This is a genomic window from Actinoplanes sp. SE50/110, from assembly GCF_900119315.1.
Taxonomy (GTDB): Bacteria; Actinomycetota; Actinomycetes; order Mycobacteriales; family Micromonosporaceae; genus Actinoplanes.
The window spans coordinates 2390800-2407775 of record NZ_LT827010.1 but is presented as its reverse complement, the minus strand read 5'-3'; the positions used below and the strand labels follow the sequence as shown (position 1 = coordinate 2407775).

13 protein-coding genes are annotated in these 16976 nt (G+C 72.8%); 2 read left to right on the top strand and 11 right to left on the bottom strand.

The genetic code is table 11. The features are described from left to right. From ACSP50_RS10750 to ACSP50_RS10740, 3 genes are read right to left on the bottom strand one after another with little or no spacing between them, the layout of a single operon-like run. Positions 1-438 (bottom strand): hypothetical protein, encoded by a 438-nt coding sequence (locus ACSP50_RS10750; protein ID WP_043511188.1) that lies wholly within the window; start codon positions 436-438, stop codon positions 1-3. Next, complete coding sequence (locus ACSP50_RS10745) at positions 414-2447, bottom strand: hypothetical protein (protein WP_014689207.1); 2034 nt, start codon at positions 2445-2447, stop codon at positions 414-416. The genes ACSP50_RS10750 and ACSP50_RS10745 overlap by 25 nt, the downstream gene beginning before the upstream one ends. Next, positions 2444-2752 carry a type VII secretion target gene (locus tag ACSP50_RS10740; protein ID WP_014689206.1) on the bottom strand — a complete coding sequence of 103 codons (309 nt, stop codon included), beginning with the start codon at positions 2750-2752 and terminating at the stop codon, positions 2444-2446. Before ACSP50_RS10740 ends, ACSP50_RS10745 begins: the two co-directional genes overlap by 4 nt. Positions 2753-3213: 461 nt before the next feature. Between ACSP50_RS10740 and ACSP50_RS42980 the strand changes: the two genes are divergently transcribed. Beyond that, positions 3214-3654, top strand: a complete 441-nt coding sequence (locus ACSP50_RS42980; protein ID WP_014689205.1) for a PH domain-containing protein — start codon at positions 3214-3216, stop codon at positions 3652-3654. Between the two features lie 115 nt (positions 3655-3769). Here ACSP50_RS42980 and ACSP50_RS10730 read toward each other — a convergent pair whose 3' ends face one another. The 7 genes from ACSP50_RS10730 to ACSP50_RS10700 form a co-directional block, all read right to left on the bottom strand. Then, positions 3770-4249 (bottom strand): hypothetical protein, encoded by a 480-nt coding sequence (locus ACSP50_RS10730; RefSeq protein ID WP_043511185.1) that lies wholly within the window; start codon positions 4247-4249, stop codon positions 3770-3772. 156 nt (positions 4250-4405) lie between these two features. Then, positions 4406-5659, bottom strand: coding sequence for a hypothetical protein (locus tag ACSP50_RS10725; protein WP_099343735.1), 1254 nt, complete (start codon positions 5657-5659; stop codon positions 4406-4408). Then, complete coding sequence (locus ACSP50_RS10720; RefSeq protein ID WP_043511180.1) at positions 5632-7920, bottom strand: PKD domain-containing protein; 2289 nt, start codon at positions 7918-7920, stop codon at positions 5632-5634. Before ACSP50_RS10720 ends, ACSP50_RS10725 begins: the two co-directional genes overlap by 28 nt. Before the next feature lie 17 nt (positions 7921-7937). Next, positions 7938-10298: a PKD domain-containing protein gene (locus ACSP50_RS10715; RefSeq protein ID WP_014689200.1), complete on the bottom strand. Its 2361-nt coding sequence runs from the start codon at positions 10296-10298 to the stop codon at positions 7938-7940. Continuing rightward, entirely contained in the window at positions 10298-12439 is a 2142-nt protein-coding gene (locus ACSP50_RS10710) for a transglutaminase domain-containing protein (protein WP_014689199.1), read from the bottom strand. The genes ACSP50_RS10715 and ACSP50_RS10710 overlap by 1 nt, the downstream gene beginning before the upstream one ends. Next, on the bottom strand, positions 12436-13578 hold the full coding sequence (locus ACSP50_RS10705) for a DUF58 domain-containing protein (protein ID WP_043511178.1): 1143 nt from the start codon (positions 13576-13578) through the stop codon (positions 12436-12438). The genes ACSP50_RS10710 and ACSP50_RS10705 overlap by 4 nt, the downstream gene beginning before the upstream one ends. A 4-nt stretch (positions 13579-13582) precedes the next feature. Beyond that, positions 13583-14569 carry a MoxR family ATPase gene (locus tag ACSP50_RS10700; protein WP_014689197.1) on the bottom strand — a complete coding sequence of 329 codons (987 nt, stop codon included), beginning with the start codon at positions 14567-14569 and terminating at the stop codon, positions 13583-13585. A 99-nt stretch (positions 14570-14668) separates the two neighbouring features. Between ACSP50_RS10700 and ACSP50_RS10695 the strand changes: the two genes are divergently transcribed. Further along, the gene (locus ACSP50_RS10695; RefSeq protein WP_014689196.1) at positions 14669-15802 is read left to right on the top strand and encodes an Hsp70 family protein; all 1134 of its coding nucleotides are present in this window, start codon (positions 14669-14671) and stop codon (positions 15800-15802) included. Positions 15803-15805: 3 nt separating this feature from the next. Here the strand turns inward: ACSP50_RS10695 and ACSP50_RS10690 are convergent, their stop codons facing one another. Beyond that, positions 15806-16960 (bottom strand): translation initiation factor IF-2, encoded by a 1155-nt coding sequence (locus ACSP50_RS10690; RefSeq protein WP_014689195.1) that lies wholly within the window; start codon positions 16958-16960, stop codon positions 15806-15808. Positions 16961-16976 lie beyond the last annotated feature (16 nt).

Below are 16976 nucleotides of genomic sequence, written 5' to 3'. Positions count from 1 at the left end.
TTACTCCGTCCCATCACTACCACCAAGGATGGTTCTCGCCCACGTCCAGCCGTTTTGATAGGCATCTGCTCCATGGTCGGCGGCAATGCCTACAACGCTCTGGCCGCGCCCATTTTTGTACTCCTGCCAGTCCTGAAAATCGTTGTGGGTCCAGGTTTCTCTCGGTTTCGGATGTCCGTCGACGATGAGGCTGTCCGGCAGGTCGTGAAGTTTACCGCTGTTGTAGAGGGATTGTTCGGTGAGGTGGGCCGAGGTGTTCCGGGCGGCGCCGAGCGCATCGGCGACTTTGAAGACAGCGTGGCCGTGATTGTCGACCATGTCGCGTTGCTGGGCTTGCGTGAGCAGGTCGTTGACGTAGTTGTTGGCCAGGTCGCCGACGACCGGTACCGGGATCTTGCCGGTCACTTTGCCCATCACCTGCTCGACCAAAGTGTCCACGACCTTGTAGTGGTCCTCGACGTGTTTGTCGGCGATCGCGTCCAGTTCGGCGCTCTGCGTGTGTGTGTGGCTGCGGCGGCGCCGTGGTCGAGGGCTCCCAGCACGCTGCCGTAGTTGTGCGAGACGTGCTCCATCGCGTTCAGGTGGTCGGTCATGTCGGCGTGCGGGTTCTGCCGGCCGGACAGGATGTCGTCGTAGCTGCCCAGGGCGTAGGCGGCCTCCGCGTCGGCGATGGTGTTGTGCGCGCCCGGGTCCTTGCCGAGGTCTGCCAGGAAGCGCACGAGATGGTTCCGGTCGACCTCGATGGTGACGCCGGGAATCGCCTCGTGGGATTCGGAGATGTTGGCGTTGATCTCGTAGATGTAGCCCGACGTGATGGTGGCCAGCGGCTGGCGCAGCTGCGGGTTGATCAGGTCGGTCGACTTGAAGTCGGTGCTCGTGCCGTGACCGGGGACCACGCCGTTGGGGTAGTACTGGGCCTGCTCGTCGACGCCGGTCTCGTAGATGATCGACTCGACGATGTGCCGGGCTTGCGGTCCGGGGTGGTCCATGGTGGCGTGTTGTAGTGCGACGCCGAAGTTGTCCAGTGCGGTGTTGTGGTAGTCGCTGCCGTGTTGCAGCACGTCGGCGGTCCAGCCCGGGCCGCCCGCAACGTCCGCGGTCGCACTCCAGTTCCGGTCGGTGAGCAGGTAGTCGAGCCGGGGGAGGCGGCCGCCGAGCGGGCCGTCGCTGGTGAAGCTGGTGACGCCGGTGAGCAGGTCACGGCCGGCGGCACCGTTGTGGGACAGGGCTTCCATGAGGCCGTTCATCGGGTCAAGCCCGGCCGGAACATGGTTGTCGTCGTGTCCCTGGGTCCAGTCCAGGCGCAGGTTGTCCGGACGATGCGCGTGGTTCCACAGGGCGCTGTTCTCGCCCTTCGACATCTCGAAGTCGACCATGTCGCCGCCGACGGTGGACAGGAATCCCGCGTCGTAGTCACCATGGTGCAGCAGCGGACCCAGCAGCTGATAGCCGTAGACACCTTCGACGAAACGGCCCGGGCTACTCGGATCGCCGATGTTCATCGTGCTGCGCCCGGCTGTCATCAGGTCGCTGACCCACTGACTGGGCAGGTCGTACTGCCCGGGCAGCCGGGTCTCGCCGTGCGGGCCGGTCCTCGTGCCGGTCGGCGTGGTCGCCGTCGCCAGCATGACTCCGAGACCGTTCTGCAGGTCGCGCACCATGTCGGCGGTGTCGCGGCTGAACAACGCACTGTTGACGTCCTTGCCCGGATAATCGAGCTGGTAGGTCGCCAAGGTGCCGTCGAGCTGCAGCAGTCCTTGGGGGCCCAGAGCGGTCAGCACGTCGTGGGCGAAGGCCTTGTCCGTGCCGTACAGCATGATCAGGTTGCGCAGCTCGTCGAGTTCATCACGAGTGGGCTCGTACGTCGGGTCCTTCAGCTTGTTCGCCAGCTCCTGGGCCCGAGTGATCGCACTGGCCGGGCTCGCTCCGAAGCCGGTCTTCGGCGACGGTACGTTGCTGTTGATGGCGGCTGCTGTCGAAACGTCCTGCGACCGGGCGTTCTCCACCACGGTTCGCAGATCGGCGAGCAGCGAGCCGATCTCCCGGCCGGTCCGGTCCAGATTGCCACCCATGTACGCCGTCGCGGGCGCGGTGATCGTCACCGCCGCCGTGTCCACGGTGTACCCGGCCTGCTGCGCCGAGTAGATGATGCCCGCGGCGATATCCCGCATGGCTTTCATCGCGTACGCGTGTTGGTCGAAAGCATCGGCCAGGCGTTTCGCCGGCAGGTAGGAATTCTCCACCTCGGCCCGCAGCATGGCCGCCTTCCGCAGCGCCGCCGCAGATCCCTCGCCCTCGGGCCACACTTCGCCGAGATCGCGGGTGCCGGCGAGTAGCTGCTCCGACGTGGCATCAATACCGCGGGCCAACCGCTGCCAGGCATCGGCCGCGGCATGCCACGGCGCGGCGTCGAACTCGAGCAGATCCCGCAACGTCAGGTGGCTCATCGGCCCGCCCCTGCCCCACCGCCGTGCAGATCATGGGCGTTGTCGCGGTCGGTGCCCTGGTAGGTCTGCGCCGCGGCGGTCAGGCTCCGGCCGTACTCATCGATCTCGCCGGTGAGCCGCCGCAGATCAGCGGACCACGCCTTCTCCGCCGCCTGCGCCGCCGTAGCAGCCGCCGAAACCGGCCAAGGCGCGGGCGCCAGCCGGGCGCCGGATGCCGTCACCGCCCCCTGCAGCGTGGTGAAGGCATCAGCCACATTCCGCCCGATACCACCCAACGCCTCGGCATCAACCTGCAGCACCGGCATCCCCCATCCGAACATCACCTGCCGCCGAACCTCACATGTCCTACGCCACCGAGACGGTCCGGCCGGCCGGACCGACCGCTCTGCCGCTGCGCCGCAGCTCTACCGGTCCGCTAGGCACTTGACTATCCGCAGAACATCAAAATCCCAGGATGTATGACTCTTAGAACCCACCAACCCGAGGTTGGATGATAGATCCACTGCTGGAAGCTGTGGTAACCCCTCGACGTGGAGAACACCGCCGGCGAGCCGTGGGTTCAACGATCGTCAAGTCGGCCGGGATGAACCGGACCCGGTCGCCTTGCCACTGCCGCGCTCGAGATCGACAGCCCAGCCGGCCTCACGGTGCGCCGCCGCGACGACGAAAACGAGCAGCCCCGCGTCATAGCCTGTCGCCCATGTCTGCCGTCGTTCTTCGTAATCCGCCAAGTCGCTGGGGCCTCTGGGCGGGTATCGGCGGGGCAATGCTGATTGCCACGCTCGCCTACTTTCCGACCAGTTGTGACCCGGCCGACCATTCCTGCGCCCCGTTGCCGGTGGGCTCCAGTTCGGTGATTTTCTCGCCGTTCTGGGGCGGGTTCCTGCTGGCCGGGTACCTGTCGTACCGGGCCCGCGTCACGGTGGACAGCGAGGGTATCCGCGTGAAGGCTGTCCTGGACAACAAACTGCACCCGTGGTCGACCATCCACGATGTCAGGGTGGTCAAGGTACGGCGATACACCAACTACTTCCGCACGGGGACCGAACGCCGGCTGGAGATCAGGACCGAGGGCAGGAGGGGGATCGTCTCCTGGGAGGAGCTGCCGGTGCCCAAGGCCGGCCTGCTGGTCGGCAAGAAGAAGTTCGATCGGCAGGCCGAGCTGTTCTGGCGGGCCTGGAATGCGCAGCGCAGCTCCCGGTACTGACCGAACCACCGTTACGCGTTTCAGCGGCTGATCCAGCGGCGGCGGGCGCAGGTCGGGGCCAGAGTCATCGTGGCGTGGCATCCGCGTGAGAGGGCGCCCTGTTTGTTCGGACCGGTCAACGGCGCGGTGCGACGCCTTCGATGTCGCGGGCGAACGCACGCAGCGTCGCGGCGAAGCCGAGCCGGCCCGCCAGGGCCAACAACGGCCCCGCGAACCGGGTGACCCGGTGCGGGGAGACAGTGACGTCCTCGGCCCAGACCACGCGGCTCCGCGAATCGGGCAGCGGCGTCACCGAGAACCAGGCCCGGCCGCGTACGACCCGGCCGGTCTTCTCCACCTCGCAGCGGCCGGGCCGATCACCGGGCGAGTCGCCCTGCGGCGGTTCCCAGCCGACGACCGTCATCGGGTCGTCGAAGGCCACAGGTCCACGGCCGGTGCGGGCAACGAAGGCGGCGCCGACACCGTCCGGACGGTCAGTGACGGTTCGTACGGCGGTGAGCGGGGCCCACCGGCCATGCCGGGGCCAGTCCACCAGGGCTGTCCAGGTCGCGGTGGCCGGCACGCGGACTTCCTGAACGACGACGAAACGTGCCACGACTGACTCCACGGACGGGACCGAGGGCGGCCGGACACGTACGCCCGCCGACAACCATAGATCCGCACTCGACGCCGGACCAACGGGCATCTGCAGATGCCTCGGCAGGATGCCGGCTGCAGGGACGCGTGGAGATCGCTGATCGGCTGCCCGGGGTCAACCCTCGGTATAGGCGAGTTGTTTGACCGCCACCGGGTCACCCCCCGAGAACACCACCGACGCGATCGCCTTCCCCTCCGGCGCGGTGTAGCTGACCTGCGGTGCCGCCCCGACCGGGCAGTCGACCAGGGTGCCGTCGGTGAGCTGGGCAACGAACGTGTGCTCGCCCTCGCCCGCGTAGGTGAGCCGGACCACCCGGGCCGCCGTGCGGAACCGGAACCGCAACGGCACCGAGTTGCACACGAGGATGCTGCCCGGGTCCGAGCCGGTGAGGAACGTGCCGAGGAGCGGGTCGGTGCGCAACGCCAGAGCGGTCGCGGCGGTGCAGTCCGGGGTGGCCCGGTCGATGACCGTGCTGACGTCGAGGCCGTCCGGCGCGAACCGGTCAGCGGAGATCATCGTGTCGCCGGGCGTGCGGTCGAAGTCGAGGATGAACTGGGCCGGCGACCGCGCCGGCGCCGGCGCCGGCGCGGTCGGGGCGGCCTTCGGCGGGGGACGGCGCAGCACGAGGGCGGTGCCGCCGATCGTGGCGGCCAGGACCAGCGCGGCCGAGAGCGGGCCGGCGACCCACATCAGACCGACCGGGATGCGGGGCCGCTGCCGCATCAGCACCTGCTTCTCGGCCCGCAGCGATCCGGCGGCGGCCACGACGCCCAGGGAGCGGGTGGCGTTGCCGGTCCACGGGCGCGGCGCGGTGACCGCCAGCCGGGCGGTGGCGGTGGCGCCCGGCCCGACCGTGACCGTCGCGGGGCTGAGGGTGCACTCGACGCCCCGGTCGGCGATCTGGGCGCCGAGGCGGGTGGCCAGCGGCGTGTTCCCGGTGTTCGTCAGGGCGAGCTCGTACTCCGCGGCGGGTTCGCCGTCGGCGGCCTCGGGGCGCACGGTCAGGTCGAGGGACGCGGCCTCGGCGACGGTGACGGTCAGCTCCTCGCAGCGGGCGCTCGCGGCGTCGCGCAGGACCACACCGAGGACGTGGCGACCGGCGTACGGGGGTCCCGGCTCACCCACGGTGATCCGCAGGGCGACGGTACGGGTGTCACCCGGGTTGAGCTCGACCCGCGGCGGGTCGGCCACCGCTTGCCCGGCGGGGATCCCGCGGACCACCAGGTCGTAGTGGCTCACCAGGGTGCCGGTGTTGGTGACGCGCACGGTGACGTCGCCGCTGCGGCCCGGTCGCAGGTCGAGCCGGTCCGGTTGAAGGGAGACGGTGACCGGGGCGGGCCTCAGCCTTGGACGCTCGGCTCGATCCACAGAAACTGCTCCCGCCCCGGCAGTTCGCCGGCGTAGATCCGGATGCGAATCTTGGTAGCCCCCTCGGCCGGGCCGAGATCGAAATTGAAGTCATGAATCGTCGCTTCGGGCGCTCTGAACTGATAGCCGCTGATCTGTTTCCAATGGTCGTCCGGCATGAGGGCTTCGACGGCGAAGAGCGCCCCGGGCACCGGATCACCGTCGGTGACGTTACCTTCCCATTCCGGGCGAACACGAAATGCGATCCGACTCCGGAACTGGTCTCCGGACACCACCGGAGAAGGCAACGCGAAATCCCCCTGGATCCAGGGGTCCAGTGGATCTTTCACGTCGTACAAGGTCGACGGTTGGAGCTCCAACACCGCAGGGGCGCTACCGTCATTCAGCGGGATCAGCCCCTGCGCGTAGGCATAGACGAGTACCGGCGGATTCGTCGGTGGAGCCGGCTCCGAGCCCGGCGGGCCAAGGGCCCGGACGGCTTCGGCTTGGGCCGGTCCCTCGCCCGAATCCCAGGTCGCGGAGGGCGCCAGCTCGATCAGGGAGATCGGTAGCCGCTTGAAGGTCACCCCGACGGTACGGCTCGTCGTCGTGTCCACGACGCACTCCGGGGCGGTCCCGGCGCAGTCGCCGCTCCAGCCGGCCAGCACGAATCCGGCGGCGGGGACGGCAGTGAGGCCGAGGGTGCCGGACCTGCCGTCCAAGGGCTCGTCGCAGTCGCCGGGACAGGCGATGCCCGGTCCGGTGACCGTCCCGCCGGCCGGGGCGTTCACGGCGAGCGTGGGACGGTCCGTCACCTGGACGGACGTGCGGGCGGAGACGACGACACCATGGGCGAAGGTCGCCGTCGCCTCGACGTCGTAGGTGCCCGGTACCGGCCACGTGTGGGCAACCCCCGGGCCCTCGGCGCCAATCTCGTCGCCGAAGGTCCAGATGACGCTCTGCGGCGCCGGCGTGCCGGGCGTGACGATCAGGTTCAGCTCGTCGGGTTCGCCCACCATCACGGTGGGCCGGGCGGCCTGGACGGCGACCTCCGGTGTCACCGGCGGCGGGCTGGACGAGGGCCGCCTCGGGTTCTCCCCCGCAACGTGCACCCTCGGGGTCGAGGTGACGCTTCTGCTCGGCGTGGGGGCCGGTTCGGTCGGCACCGGAGCGTTCGGGGACATGGTCGCCCGCGACGACGTCCTCTTGTCGTACTTGGCGACGGTCACCACCGAGCCGTCCTCGCGGATGACTCCGGCTCGCCACGTCCGGGGGTCGTTGAAGAACACCATGCCGTCGTGGACGAACAGCCGCAGGTCGCCCGGCGGCCGCAGCACCGTGCGCCGGATGACATGTCCGCTGACCGGGTCGACGATGTGGACGCGGCCGTGCGCCGGTTCGGGGACGAAGAGCCGCCCCCTGTTCTCCACCGGGGTGCCGAGCCGATCGGCGGCGGCGGTCAGCGTGATCGCCCGGCCGCACCCGTTCACGGTCAGCTCGCAGACGCTGACCGTACCCCGGAGGGTCGGATAGACCCGGGCGTCGTCCGGCGAACCGCCGATCGCCGGGTCCCGGTCGTCACCCAGGTCGATGCGGACGGTCGCCGTGGATCTGCCGTCCCGGTCGAGGGTGGAGGCCTCCGCGGTGGCCAGGTCGACCAGAACCGGCTTGCCGCCGGCGAGCAGCAGCCGTCCCGCGCCGGCCGTGACGACGCGCCGCCGTACGACGCTCTCGCCGCCCCGGACGACGGTGAGGTTCCCGGCCCCGGTGTCCAACGCCCAGAGCACGCCGTGCGCGTCCAGCACGGCCGCGCCCGGGTCGGTGGCCACCGCGAGCGGGCGGGGTGTCCCCCGGAGGGCGAGCGTCTCCGGGTCGAGGACGGCGAGCAGGCCGTGCACGGTGTCGACCGCGTACAGCACGCCGTCGCCGGCGAAGACCCGCACCCCCGTGGTGGCGCCCGGAACGAGGGCGACCGGTGGCGAGGCGGTCATCGTGGCGCCGCTGACCCGGCTCACCATGCCGTTCACGGCGTCCACCACGTACGCGTCGGACCCGTGCTGCACGACGTCGAAGTCGTGCGTCGCCGCGGCGACCGGCACCCGCGCGGCGACCTCGGCGTTGCTCCCGTCGAGCAGTTCGACCTCCCCCGGCCCGGCCGACGGCAGCCAGGCCGCGCCCGCCAGCAGGTGGGGCGCCGCGGCGTGGTAGCCGTGACCGGCGCCGAGGACGGCCGCGGCGGCCAGGCCGGCGACGCCGGTCAGCGTCGAGAGACCGGCCACCACCCGCCGCGCGGGTACGCTTAGCCTTCGACGCGCGGATTGACCCATGCGCACCAGTCCTGTGAGGAGGGACCGTCGGTCTCGGCCCGGAGGCGGATCGTGGTGGCGCCCGGCCACGAGGAGAGCGAGACGTCGACGTCGGGCATCACGCGGTCGGAGGCTTTGTCGCGCGTCCGGAAGACCTCGTGTGCGGTGCCGTCGGGCATGACGACCGATACCGCGAAGTCGGCCTCACCGACCGAGACCCCGGATCTCGGGTCGAGCTGGATGAAGCCGATCCGGCTCCGGAAGTGATCGCCGAAGATGATCGGCGACGGCAGGGTGAAGTCGCCCTGGATCCAGCCGTCCTGCGTCGATCCCGGCTCCGTGTACGACGGGTGGGTCTCCAGATACTCGGGTGCGGGGGCGACGCCGTCCTCCAGGATCCAGCTCCCGGGCGGGTGCACCAGGGCGAAGCCTCTGCCCCCCGCCTTCTGGGCGGTCGAATTCGGGTCGAAGATCTCGCCGCGGGAGGCCGGCGCGCCCCGGCCGCCGGTCCAGGTCGCGGCCGTCGCCATCTCGGTCAGCGACACCGCCACCCGGTGGAAGGTCACCGACGCCACCTGGTTCTTCGTGGTGTCCACGACGCACACCGGATCGGTCCCGCTGCAGTCACCACCCCAGCTGAACAGGACGAAACCGGGATCGGGGACGGCGGTGAGGGTCCGGGTCGGTGCGCCGTCGAAAGGGATCAGGCAGTCGGCGAGGCAGTCGACGCCCGGCCCGGTGACCTTCCCGCCGTAGACCGCCATCAGGGCGAGAACGGGACGGACGGTCACCACGATCTTGACGTCGGCGGAGGCGACGGCGCCGCCGGGGAAGGTCGCCGTCGCCTCGACGGTGAACTCCCCCGGCTTGTCCCACTGGTGTTCGACCCGCGGGCCGGTGTCGTCGGTGCCGTCGCCGAAGGTCCAGGTGATGTGGTCCGGCTTGAGCGAGCCGGCGGTGACGACCAGGTCCAGGGTGACGAGGTCCTCGACCATCGCCGTCGGGGCGGAGGCCTCGATGGTGACCGCGGGCTTCACCGGCGGTGCCGGGCTGGCCGACGGGGCGGGCTTCGACGGGGGTCCGGACTGACCCATCGCGCTGCCGGTCGGGTCCTCGGCGGGGGCCGGGGAGGACGGCGGCGACGGGTGATGCCTCGTCGGCTGCGGCGCCGGAGCCGACGTCGCCGAGGGTTGCGGCCGGGGGCCGGTCGGCGGCGGCGTGGTGGTCGGTGCCGCGCCCGGGCCCGCGGCGTTCTTGTCGTACTTGGCCACGGCCAGCACCGAGCCGTCCATCCGGATGACTCCGGCTCGGCGGGTGCGCGGGTCGTTGAAGAAGACCTGGCCGTCCCGGGCGACCAGCTGGAAGTCGGCCGCCGGCCGCAGAACCGTCGGCTGGGCCACGACGCTGCCGGTGGCCGGGTCGACGACGAAGACGCGGCCGTGGGCGGGCTCGGGGACGAACAGCCGGCCGCCGCTCTCGACGGGAGTGCCCAGCCGATCGGTCGCGGCGGTCAGGGTGATGGCCTGCGAGCAGCCGTCGGCGTTCAGGTCACACACGCTGACGGTGCCCCGGTAGGCCGGGTAGACCCGGGCCCGGCCGGGTGAGCCGCCGATCGCCGGGTCCGGCTCGCCGCCCAGCTCCAGGCGGACCGTCGTGGTGGTCTTGCCGTCCCGGTCGAGGGCGTACGCGTTGCCGGTGGCCAGGTCGGCCAGGACCGGCTTGCCGCCGGCCAGCACCAGCCGGCCCGCGCCGGGGGTCACGGCCGCCGGCCGGACGATCCGGCGGTCACGCCGGACGGCGGTCAGGTTCCCGGTGCGGGCGTCCAGCGCCCACAACACCCCGCGCGCGTCCAGCACGGTCGCGCCCGGGTCGGTGGCCGCCGCCAGCGGACGCGGCCGGCCCCGCGGCGCGAGGGTCGCCGGGTCCAGGTCGGCGAGCAGGCCGTGCGCGGTGTCGACCGCGTAGAGCACGCCGTCGCCGGCGAAGATCCGCACGCCGGTGGTCGCGCCCGGGACGGCGCCGACCGCCGGCGTGGCCGTCATCGTGGCGCCGTCGACCCTGCGGACTGTGCCGTCCGCCGTGTCCAGCACGTACGCGTCCGCGCCCTGCTGGACCACGTCGAAGTCGTGCGCCGCCGGGACGACCGGCACCCGGGCGGCGACCTCGGTGTTGACCCCGTCGAGCAGCTCCACCTCGCCGGGGCCGGTCGACGGCAGCCAGGCCGAGCCGGTCAGCAGGTGCGGGGCCTGGGCCGGATAGCCGTGCCCGGCGCCGACGACGGCCATGGTGCCGACGCCGACCACGCCGGTCAGGACCCGGGCGCCGGCGGCGAGGCGACGCGCGAACCGCCTCATCAGTTGCTCCGATCGCGGATCAGAATCGGACGCGGGTCGATCCACGCGGCCATGGTGGCGGGCAGTCCGCGCTCGCGGCGCAGCGCGGACCGCAGGGCGGCGTCGGCGCGCCACGCCTCCTCCGCGGCCTCGGCGGCGGGCGGTTCGGCGGCGTACAGGGCGGCGCCGACCAGGGGCGCCAGCGTGGCGACCGGCGCCGTGGTGTCGCCGAGGCGGCGGCGGGCGTGGTCGGCGGTCTCCAGGACGGTCCAGGCGCGGTGGATCGGCACGCCGGCCTCGCGCAGCCGGTCGGAGCTCTCCCGCCAGGCGCCGCTGATGCGCTGGGCCGGGGTGCCGCGACGACGCCTGCGGGTGCGCCGCTGCTTCTCGGCGACGACCAGGACCGGCAACAGGATGGCGAGGGCGACGAGGGCGGCCGCCACGATCAGCGCCCAGTCCCACGGCGACAGCTGCACGGGCGCGGCCAGGTCGGGGCGGACCACCATGCTCGGTGCGACGTCGCCCGGCCGCACCTGCGGTTGCGACTTCGGCACCGGGTTCGGCGGAGGCGCCGGGGTGTGGCGGTTGTCGGGGTTGGTGGGGTCGAACGCCATCCAGCCGTATCCGGCCATGCTGACCTCGGCCCAGGCGTACGCGTCGGTGGACCGTACGGTGTAGACGCCGTGCGCGGGTGACCTGCGCCGCAGCAGGTAGCCGGTCGCCACCCGGGCCGGGTAACCCAGTGAGCGGGCCAGGACGGCGAACGCCGCCGCGTGCTGCTCCGCGTATCCGGCCACCTGGTTGGTGCCGAGCCCGAAGAGCCCGCGCAGCCGGTGCAGCGAGTGACCGGGCGGGGTGGCCGGGTCGTAGCGCAACGCCCGCAGGCGCGTCTCCAGCGCGACCAGCCTCGGGTAGTCACCGGCCGTGCCCGCAGTGAGCGTCTGGGCCTCCTGCCGCAGCTCGACCGGGAAGTCGGCGGGCAGCGCGAGGTAGCGCGGGGACGGCACGAACGGTCGCGCGGTGCGGGCCCCGGCGTCCCGCGGGCGGACGGTGGCGACCAGGTCGTACGAGAGGCCGTGCCGATCCTTCGCGGGCGTCGCCAGCACACCGGACGCGACGGCGTACCCGATGCCGGATCCGGTGATCTGTTCCGGCCAGCCGGCCTCGGGCAGGTACGGCTCCTCCAGCGCGTCGATCCGCACGTGCAGACCGACCTGGACACCGTGGGGCGTTCCCGGACCGGGCGCCAGCTCGTGCCCGGCGAGCAGGAACCGGTCGTGGGAGGTCCACTCGGCGCCGTCGTAGGTGTCCAGGACGGCCGTGCGGACCCGGTCCAGGCCTGAGCCCCGGACCGTGAAAAGGGTGGGGGGATTCTTCTCCCGCAGCCGGCTCTTCAGCGCGGCCAGCGGGTTGATCGTGTCCTCGATCGTGAGTGGCACCGGCACCACCGTGCGCGGGTCGAACCGCTGGTGCCCGGCGATCGGCGCCACCTTCGCGAAACCGGTTCCCGCGGCCACGACCGCCACCACCACCGGCAGCCCGAACAGCGCCCGGCCGGCCAGCCGGGACCCGCCCTCGGCGCCCTCGGTCCGGACCGCGCGGATCAGCACCTGGGTCAGCCCGGCCAACAGCATCACCGCGGTGATCGTCATGGCCCCGGCTGTCCGGCCGGCGGTCAGCGGCAGCGCGGCGAGCAGGGCGAGCGGGGGTACGGCCGCGGGCGCGAACAGCGACCGGGTACGCAGCGACAGCTGAGCGGCCGCGAAACCGCACAGGTAGAGGACCAGCGCCGGCGTGATCAGCAACTCGCCCCGGACGTCCGCGGGCACGCCCACCGTGAGCATCCGGATCCAGCCGAAACTCACCCCGGTGCCGAGCGTGCTCAGGGTCGTGCCGGTCGGGATGCCGTAGCGCAGCGTGCCCGGCAGCACGGCGTAGACGGCCACGACCAGGAACCCGCCGGTGACGGCCACCGCGGTCCACGCGTGCCGCAGGTGGGTCAGCGCGGCGAGCACGGCCATCGTGGCGCCCCCCGCGGCGGCGACCAGCAGCGGCAGCAGGTAGCCCCGGCCGACGAAGAAGGCGCCGTAGACCGGCGCGGTCACCGCGACGGCCGCGGTACCCAGCGCGATCTCGGCTTGGTGCAGAGGACCGGTTCTCATCGGCGTACCAACTCGTTCCAGGCGAGGGCGAATTCGGCGGGGCTGGTCGCGGCGACCGACACGACGCCGGGCAGCCGCGTCTCGGCCTGGAAGGTCGCGGCGAACTGCACCAGGCTGAGCATCAGGAACCGGGGTCTGATCATCGGGAGCACGGCCAGCTCGGCCTGGGCGGGCCGGCCGGTCACCACGCCCAGCGAGACGGCGCTCTGTTCGGGGACGAGCGCGGGCAGCGCGGCCAGGCCCCGGTCGGCCGGGTCGAGGCGGACGGCGGCCAGCAGATCCAGCACGGACGTGCGGCCCGGCCCGTCCTCTTCCGCGACGGTGACCTCGCCGCCGGTCGTACGCAGTTCGAGCGGGAACCCGGCGCGCAGCGCGGCCACCGACAGCGAGGCGGCGGCCCGGACCGCGTGTTCGAACGACTCGTCGTCGTAGGCGGCCACGCTGGTGTCCAGCACGATCATGAGGCGCGGCTCGTTCGGGACCACGTTGTGCCGCACCATCAACTGGCCGGTACGCGCGCTGGACTTCCAGTGGATGAGCCGCCAGTCGTCGCCGGGCACGTACTCGCGAAGGCTGTGGAAGGCGATTCCGCCCTGCGGCGCCACGCTGGAGGTCGGCCCGTCCTGGTCCTGGCTGCGACCGGTCGGCAGCGGGTACACGGTGTCGACCAGCGGGTGCACCCACAGCGTCGACACCTCGCCGAACCGCTTGGCCACCTCCATCAGCCGCAGCGGGTCGGCATGCCCGACGGTCAGCGGCCCGACCTGGTAGACGCCGCGCCGGTCGGTCGGCAACGGGTAGCCGGACAGGTGGCTCTCCCGGGCGGCCAGGCTCGGCACCGGCACCCCCACGCTCCGGCCGTCCACCGACTCGGTCACCGAGACCGGCGGGGAGCGGCGGTTCATCTGGTTGGTCACGGTGAGCACGCCGACCGCCTCGTCGCCGGCGGTCACCCGGTTCGGCCGGATCTCCCGCCGGGCCACCAGCTGGGGGCGGGCCAGCATCCAGAGCCCGGCGGCGAGCAGGGCGAACAGCCCGGCATAGCCGAGCACGGCCAGCTCCGGGTAGCCCAGCACGGCGGCGGCGACGAGCAGCGCCACGGCGGCGACGGCCACCGCCCATCCGCTGCGGGTCAGCAACGGGTCACCGGGCCGTCGCCGTCTGCGGCACCGGCACGGCGGCGAGGATCCCGTCCAGGACCGAGGCGGCCGTGGCGCCCCGGATCGCCGCCTCGGGGGTCAGCACGAGCCGGTGCCGCAGGACCGGAACGGCCATCGCCTTCACGTCGTCGGGCAGTACGTACTCGCGTCCCTCGGTCGCGGCCCGGGCCTGGGCCGCCATCGCGAGCGCGTTGCCGGCCCGGGGGCTGCCGCCGAGGCGCACGGTGTCCGGCTGGTTGCGCGTACCGCCGACGACCGCGACCACGTACGCCCGGATCGGCTCGGCCACGTGCACCGTGCGCGCGACCTCGATGAGGCGCAGCAGCTCCTCGGTGTCGGTGACGGCGCTGAGCTGCTCGGGCAGGCGGCGGTCGATCGCGTCGCCGATCACCCGCATCTCGTGCTCCGGCGCCGGGTAGCCGAGCCGCAGCTGCATCATGAACCGGTCCAGCTGGGCCTCGGGCAGCGTGTAGGTGCCCTGGTGGTCGTACGGGTTCTGGGTCGCGATGACGAAGTGCGGCGCGGGCAGGTCGTAGGTGCGCCCGTCGACCGAGACCTGACGTTCGCCCATCGCCTCCAGCAGCGCCGACTGGGTCTTCGGCGAGGCCCGGTTGATCTCGTCGGCGAGCACGATGTTCGCGAACACCGGACCGGAGTGGAACTCGAAGCGCTGGTTGGCCGCGTCGTAGATGTTGACGCCGACCACGTCGGTGGGGAGCAGGTCGGGCGTGAACTGGATGCGGTGCACCCGGCCGCCGATCGAGTGGGCGATCGCCTTGGCGAGCGTGGTCTTCGCGACCCCCGGGACCCCCTCGATGAGCAGGTGCCCCTCGGCGAGCAGGCAGGTCACCGCGGCGCGGACCACCTCGGTGTTGCCGTGCACCACGTGCTCGATGTTGTCCACGAGGGCTCGCACCCGATCGCGGACCCAGGACAGGTTCCCCGTCCCCGACTCGCCCGGTGCCGTCATTCGTACCCTCCAAGATCTTTTGAGATGTCGTCCTTATTTGAACGGAGAGTTGCCTATCAACTACCCTCCGCAACACGGCACGGAAGGATGGATCACGGCATGTTCCCTCTGGGGGTGGACATCGGCGGCACCACCGTCGCCGCGGCCGTCTGGCGTCGCGGCCGCGCCGAGCAGGCGTTGCTCGCCGCCCGCCGGCCCGGCCGGGACACCGTCCTGCCGCTGCTCGGCACCGCCGCGCCGGTGCTGGTCCGCGGCGTGCCACGGGCGCCGGTCGAGCTCGCCGCCGACCTGCTCCGCGAGGTGCTCGACGCGGTTCCCGCATCCGGGCGGGTGGCCCTCACGTACCCGGACGGCTGGGCGGGGCATCGGCGTGCGGCCCTGCTCGACGCCGCGCGGCGTGCCGGCATCACCGTCACCGAGCCGCTGCTGCTGTCCACCGCGGCCGCCGCGGCCCTGCACCTGGCCGGGCCACTGCCGGCCGGCGAACTCGTGACCGTCTGCCATCTCGGGGGCACCAGCTGCACGGTCACCCCGCTTCGCGGTACCGGCGCGGTGCCCGAACCGGCCGGGCCACCGCGGCGCATTCCCGCCGGAGGCGAAGACATCGATCAATTGCTTTTCTCGTACGTCGTGAGTGCCGGCCGGGCGGACGAGCTGTCGGCCCGCTCCGAGCGACGGGAGTTGCGCTCGGCAATGGCCGCCGCCCGGGAGGGACTGACCGGCGAGGAGGCCGTCACGGTCCGGCTGCCGGGGGCGCACCGCGACGTGGAGGTGACCCGGGCCGTCCTGGACGACCTGGTCCGCACGCTGCTGGCGCCGGTCAGCGACGCGTTGAGCGCGGTGGCGACGCCCGTGCTGCTGACCGGTGGCCTGGCCCGGATGCCGGCGGTCGCCGCGGTCCTGTCCGCCGGGCTGGGCCGTCCCGTGACCCCGGCCTCCGCGGAACACGCCCAGGCCGCCGCGCTGGGCGCCGCCCGGGCCGCCGCCGGGCTGGACCCGCCCGGCTGGGCGCCCTTCGTCCCGGCGGAACCCGTCCCGGCCCCGCCCCCCGCGCCCGCCCCCGTTCCGGCGCCGGCCGTCGTCGCGCCGGTCCGGGCCGTCGTCGCCCCGGACGACGTGGTCACCGTGCACACGGGCGCGACCACGACCGGCGTCCGGGGACGGGTCACCGCCGTCCTGGTGATCGCCGGCGTGCTGCTCGTCCTGGCCCTGGCCGTCGCGTTCGGACGGTGATGCTCAGCCGGCTGCCAGGATCAGCTCACAGGTGCGCACGGCCACGGTTGCCGCGCGGCTCACCGCGGGCTCGGACAACCGGTCCTCGGCCGCTTGCAGCCAGTGGGCGTGCTCGGCGACGGCCGCGTCCCGGACGGCGGCAGCGTCCGCACCGCCCGGCAGACCCAGGCGTGCCGCCGCGCCGGTCCCGGCCGACCCGAGCAGCCGCCGGCATCGCTCCGGTTCCGGCAGGGCACCCGGCAGCCCCTCGGCGAGCAACCTCGCCTCGGCGATCTCGTGCGCGTCGCACCGGATCCGCTCGGCCGCGTCGAGCACCCCGGTCGCCGACCCGCGCCAGGCCAGCTCCTCGACCGCCCGCAGCGCCCGGTCGTCCCACAGCGCGCCGGCCCACCACGCGCCGTCCACCGGCGGCGGGGGGAAGTCCGCGAGCCCGGCCCGGGACAGCAGCTCCAGCACGTCGCGCCGGGTCGCGGTCATCGGCTCCCGCGCGACCCCGGCGCCGCCGGCGCAGCTCGCCGGGTCCGCGATGCCGCCGCCCTGTACGCCTTCGGCGCCAGCGGGGCAGCTCGCCGGGGCCGCAATGACGCCGCCCCGCGCGGCTTCGGCGCCGGAGTCCGGCGGGGGCTCGGCGCCGGAGTCCGGCGGGGGCTCTACGCCGGAGTCCAGCGGGTGCTCGACGCCGGAGTCCGGCGGGGGCTCTACGCCGGAGTCCGGCGGGGGCTCTACGCCGGAGTCCAGCGGGTGCTCGACGCCGGGGTCCGGCGGGGGCTCGACGGCCGGGGACGCCGGGGTCCAGAGACCTCGACCCGGACCGTCGCCGTAGGCGGTCGCCGCCGCCTGGGCGGTGCGGCGGTGGCGCAGGAAGCGGGCCACCGGCTCGGCGTGGGTCGAGCGCCACGCGGAGAAGTCGGTCCCGCCGCCGGACAGCTCGAACGCGGCGGCGGCGCAGCCGGGCGGGTCGGTCAGGTCGTGGCGGGCGGCAAGGTCGGGGAAGGACGCCGGGTCGATCGGCCACAGGCCTGGACCCTGCGGGCCGACGGCCCGGCTGTCGCCACCCGACTCGGCCAGGGCTATCGCGGTCATGGTCGCGGCCGCGTCCGGTCCGAACCCGGCGCGGCGCGCGAGGGCGTAGAGCTGCTCCGCGGCGAACTGGGCCATGCCCGGATAATACGTA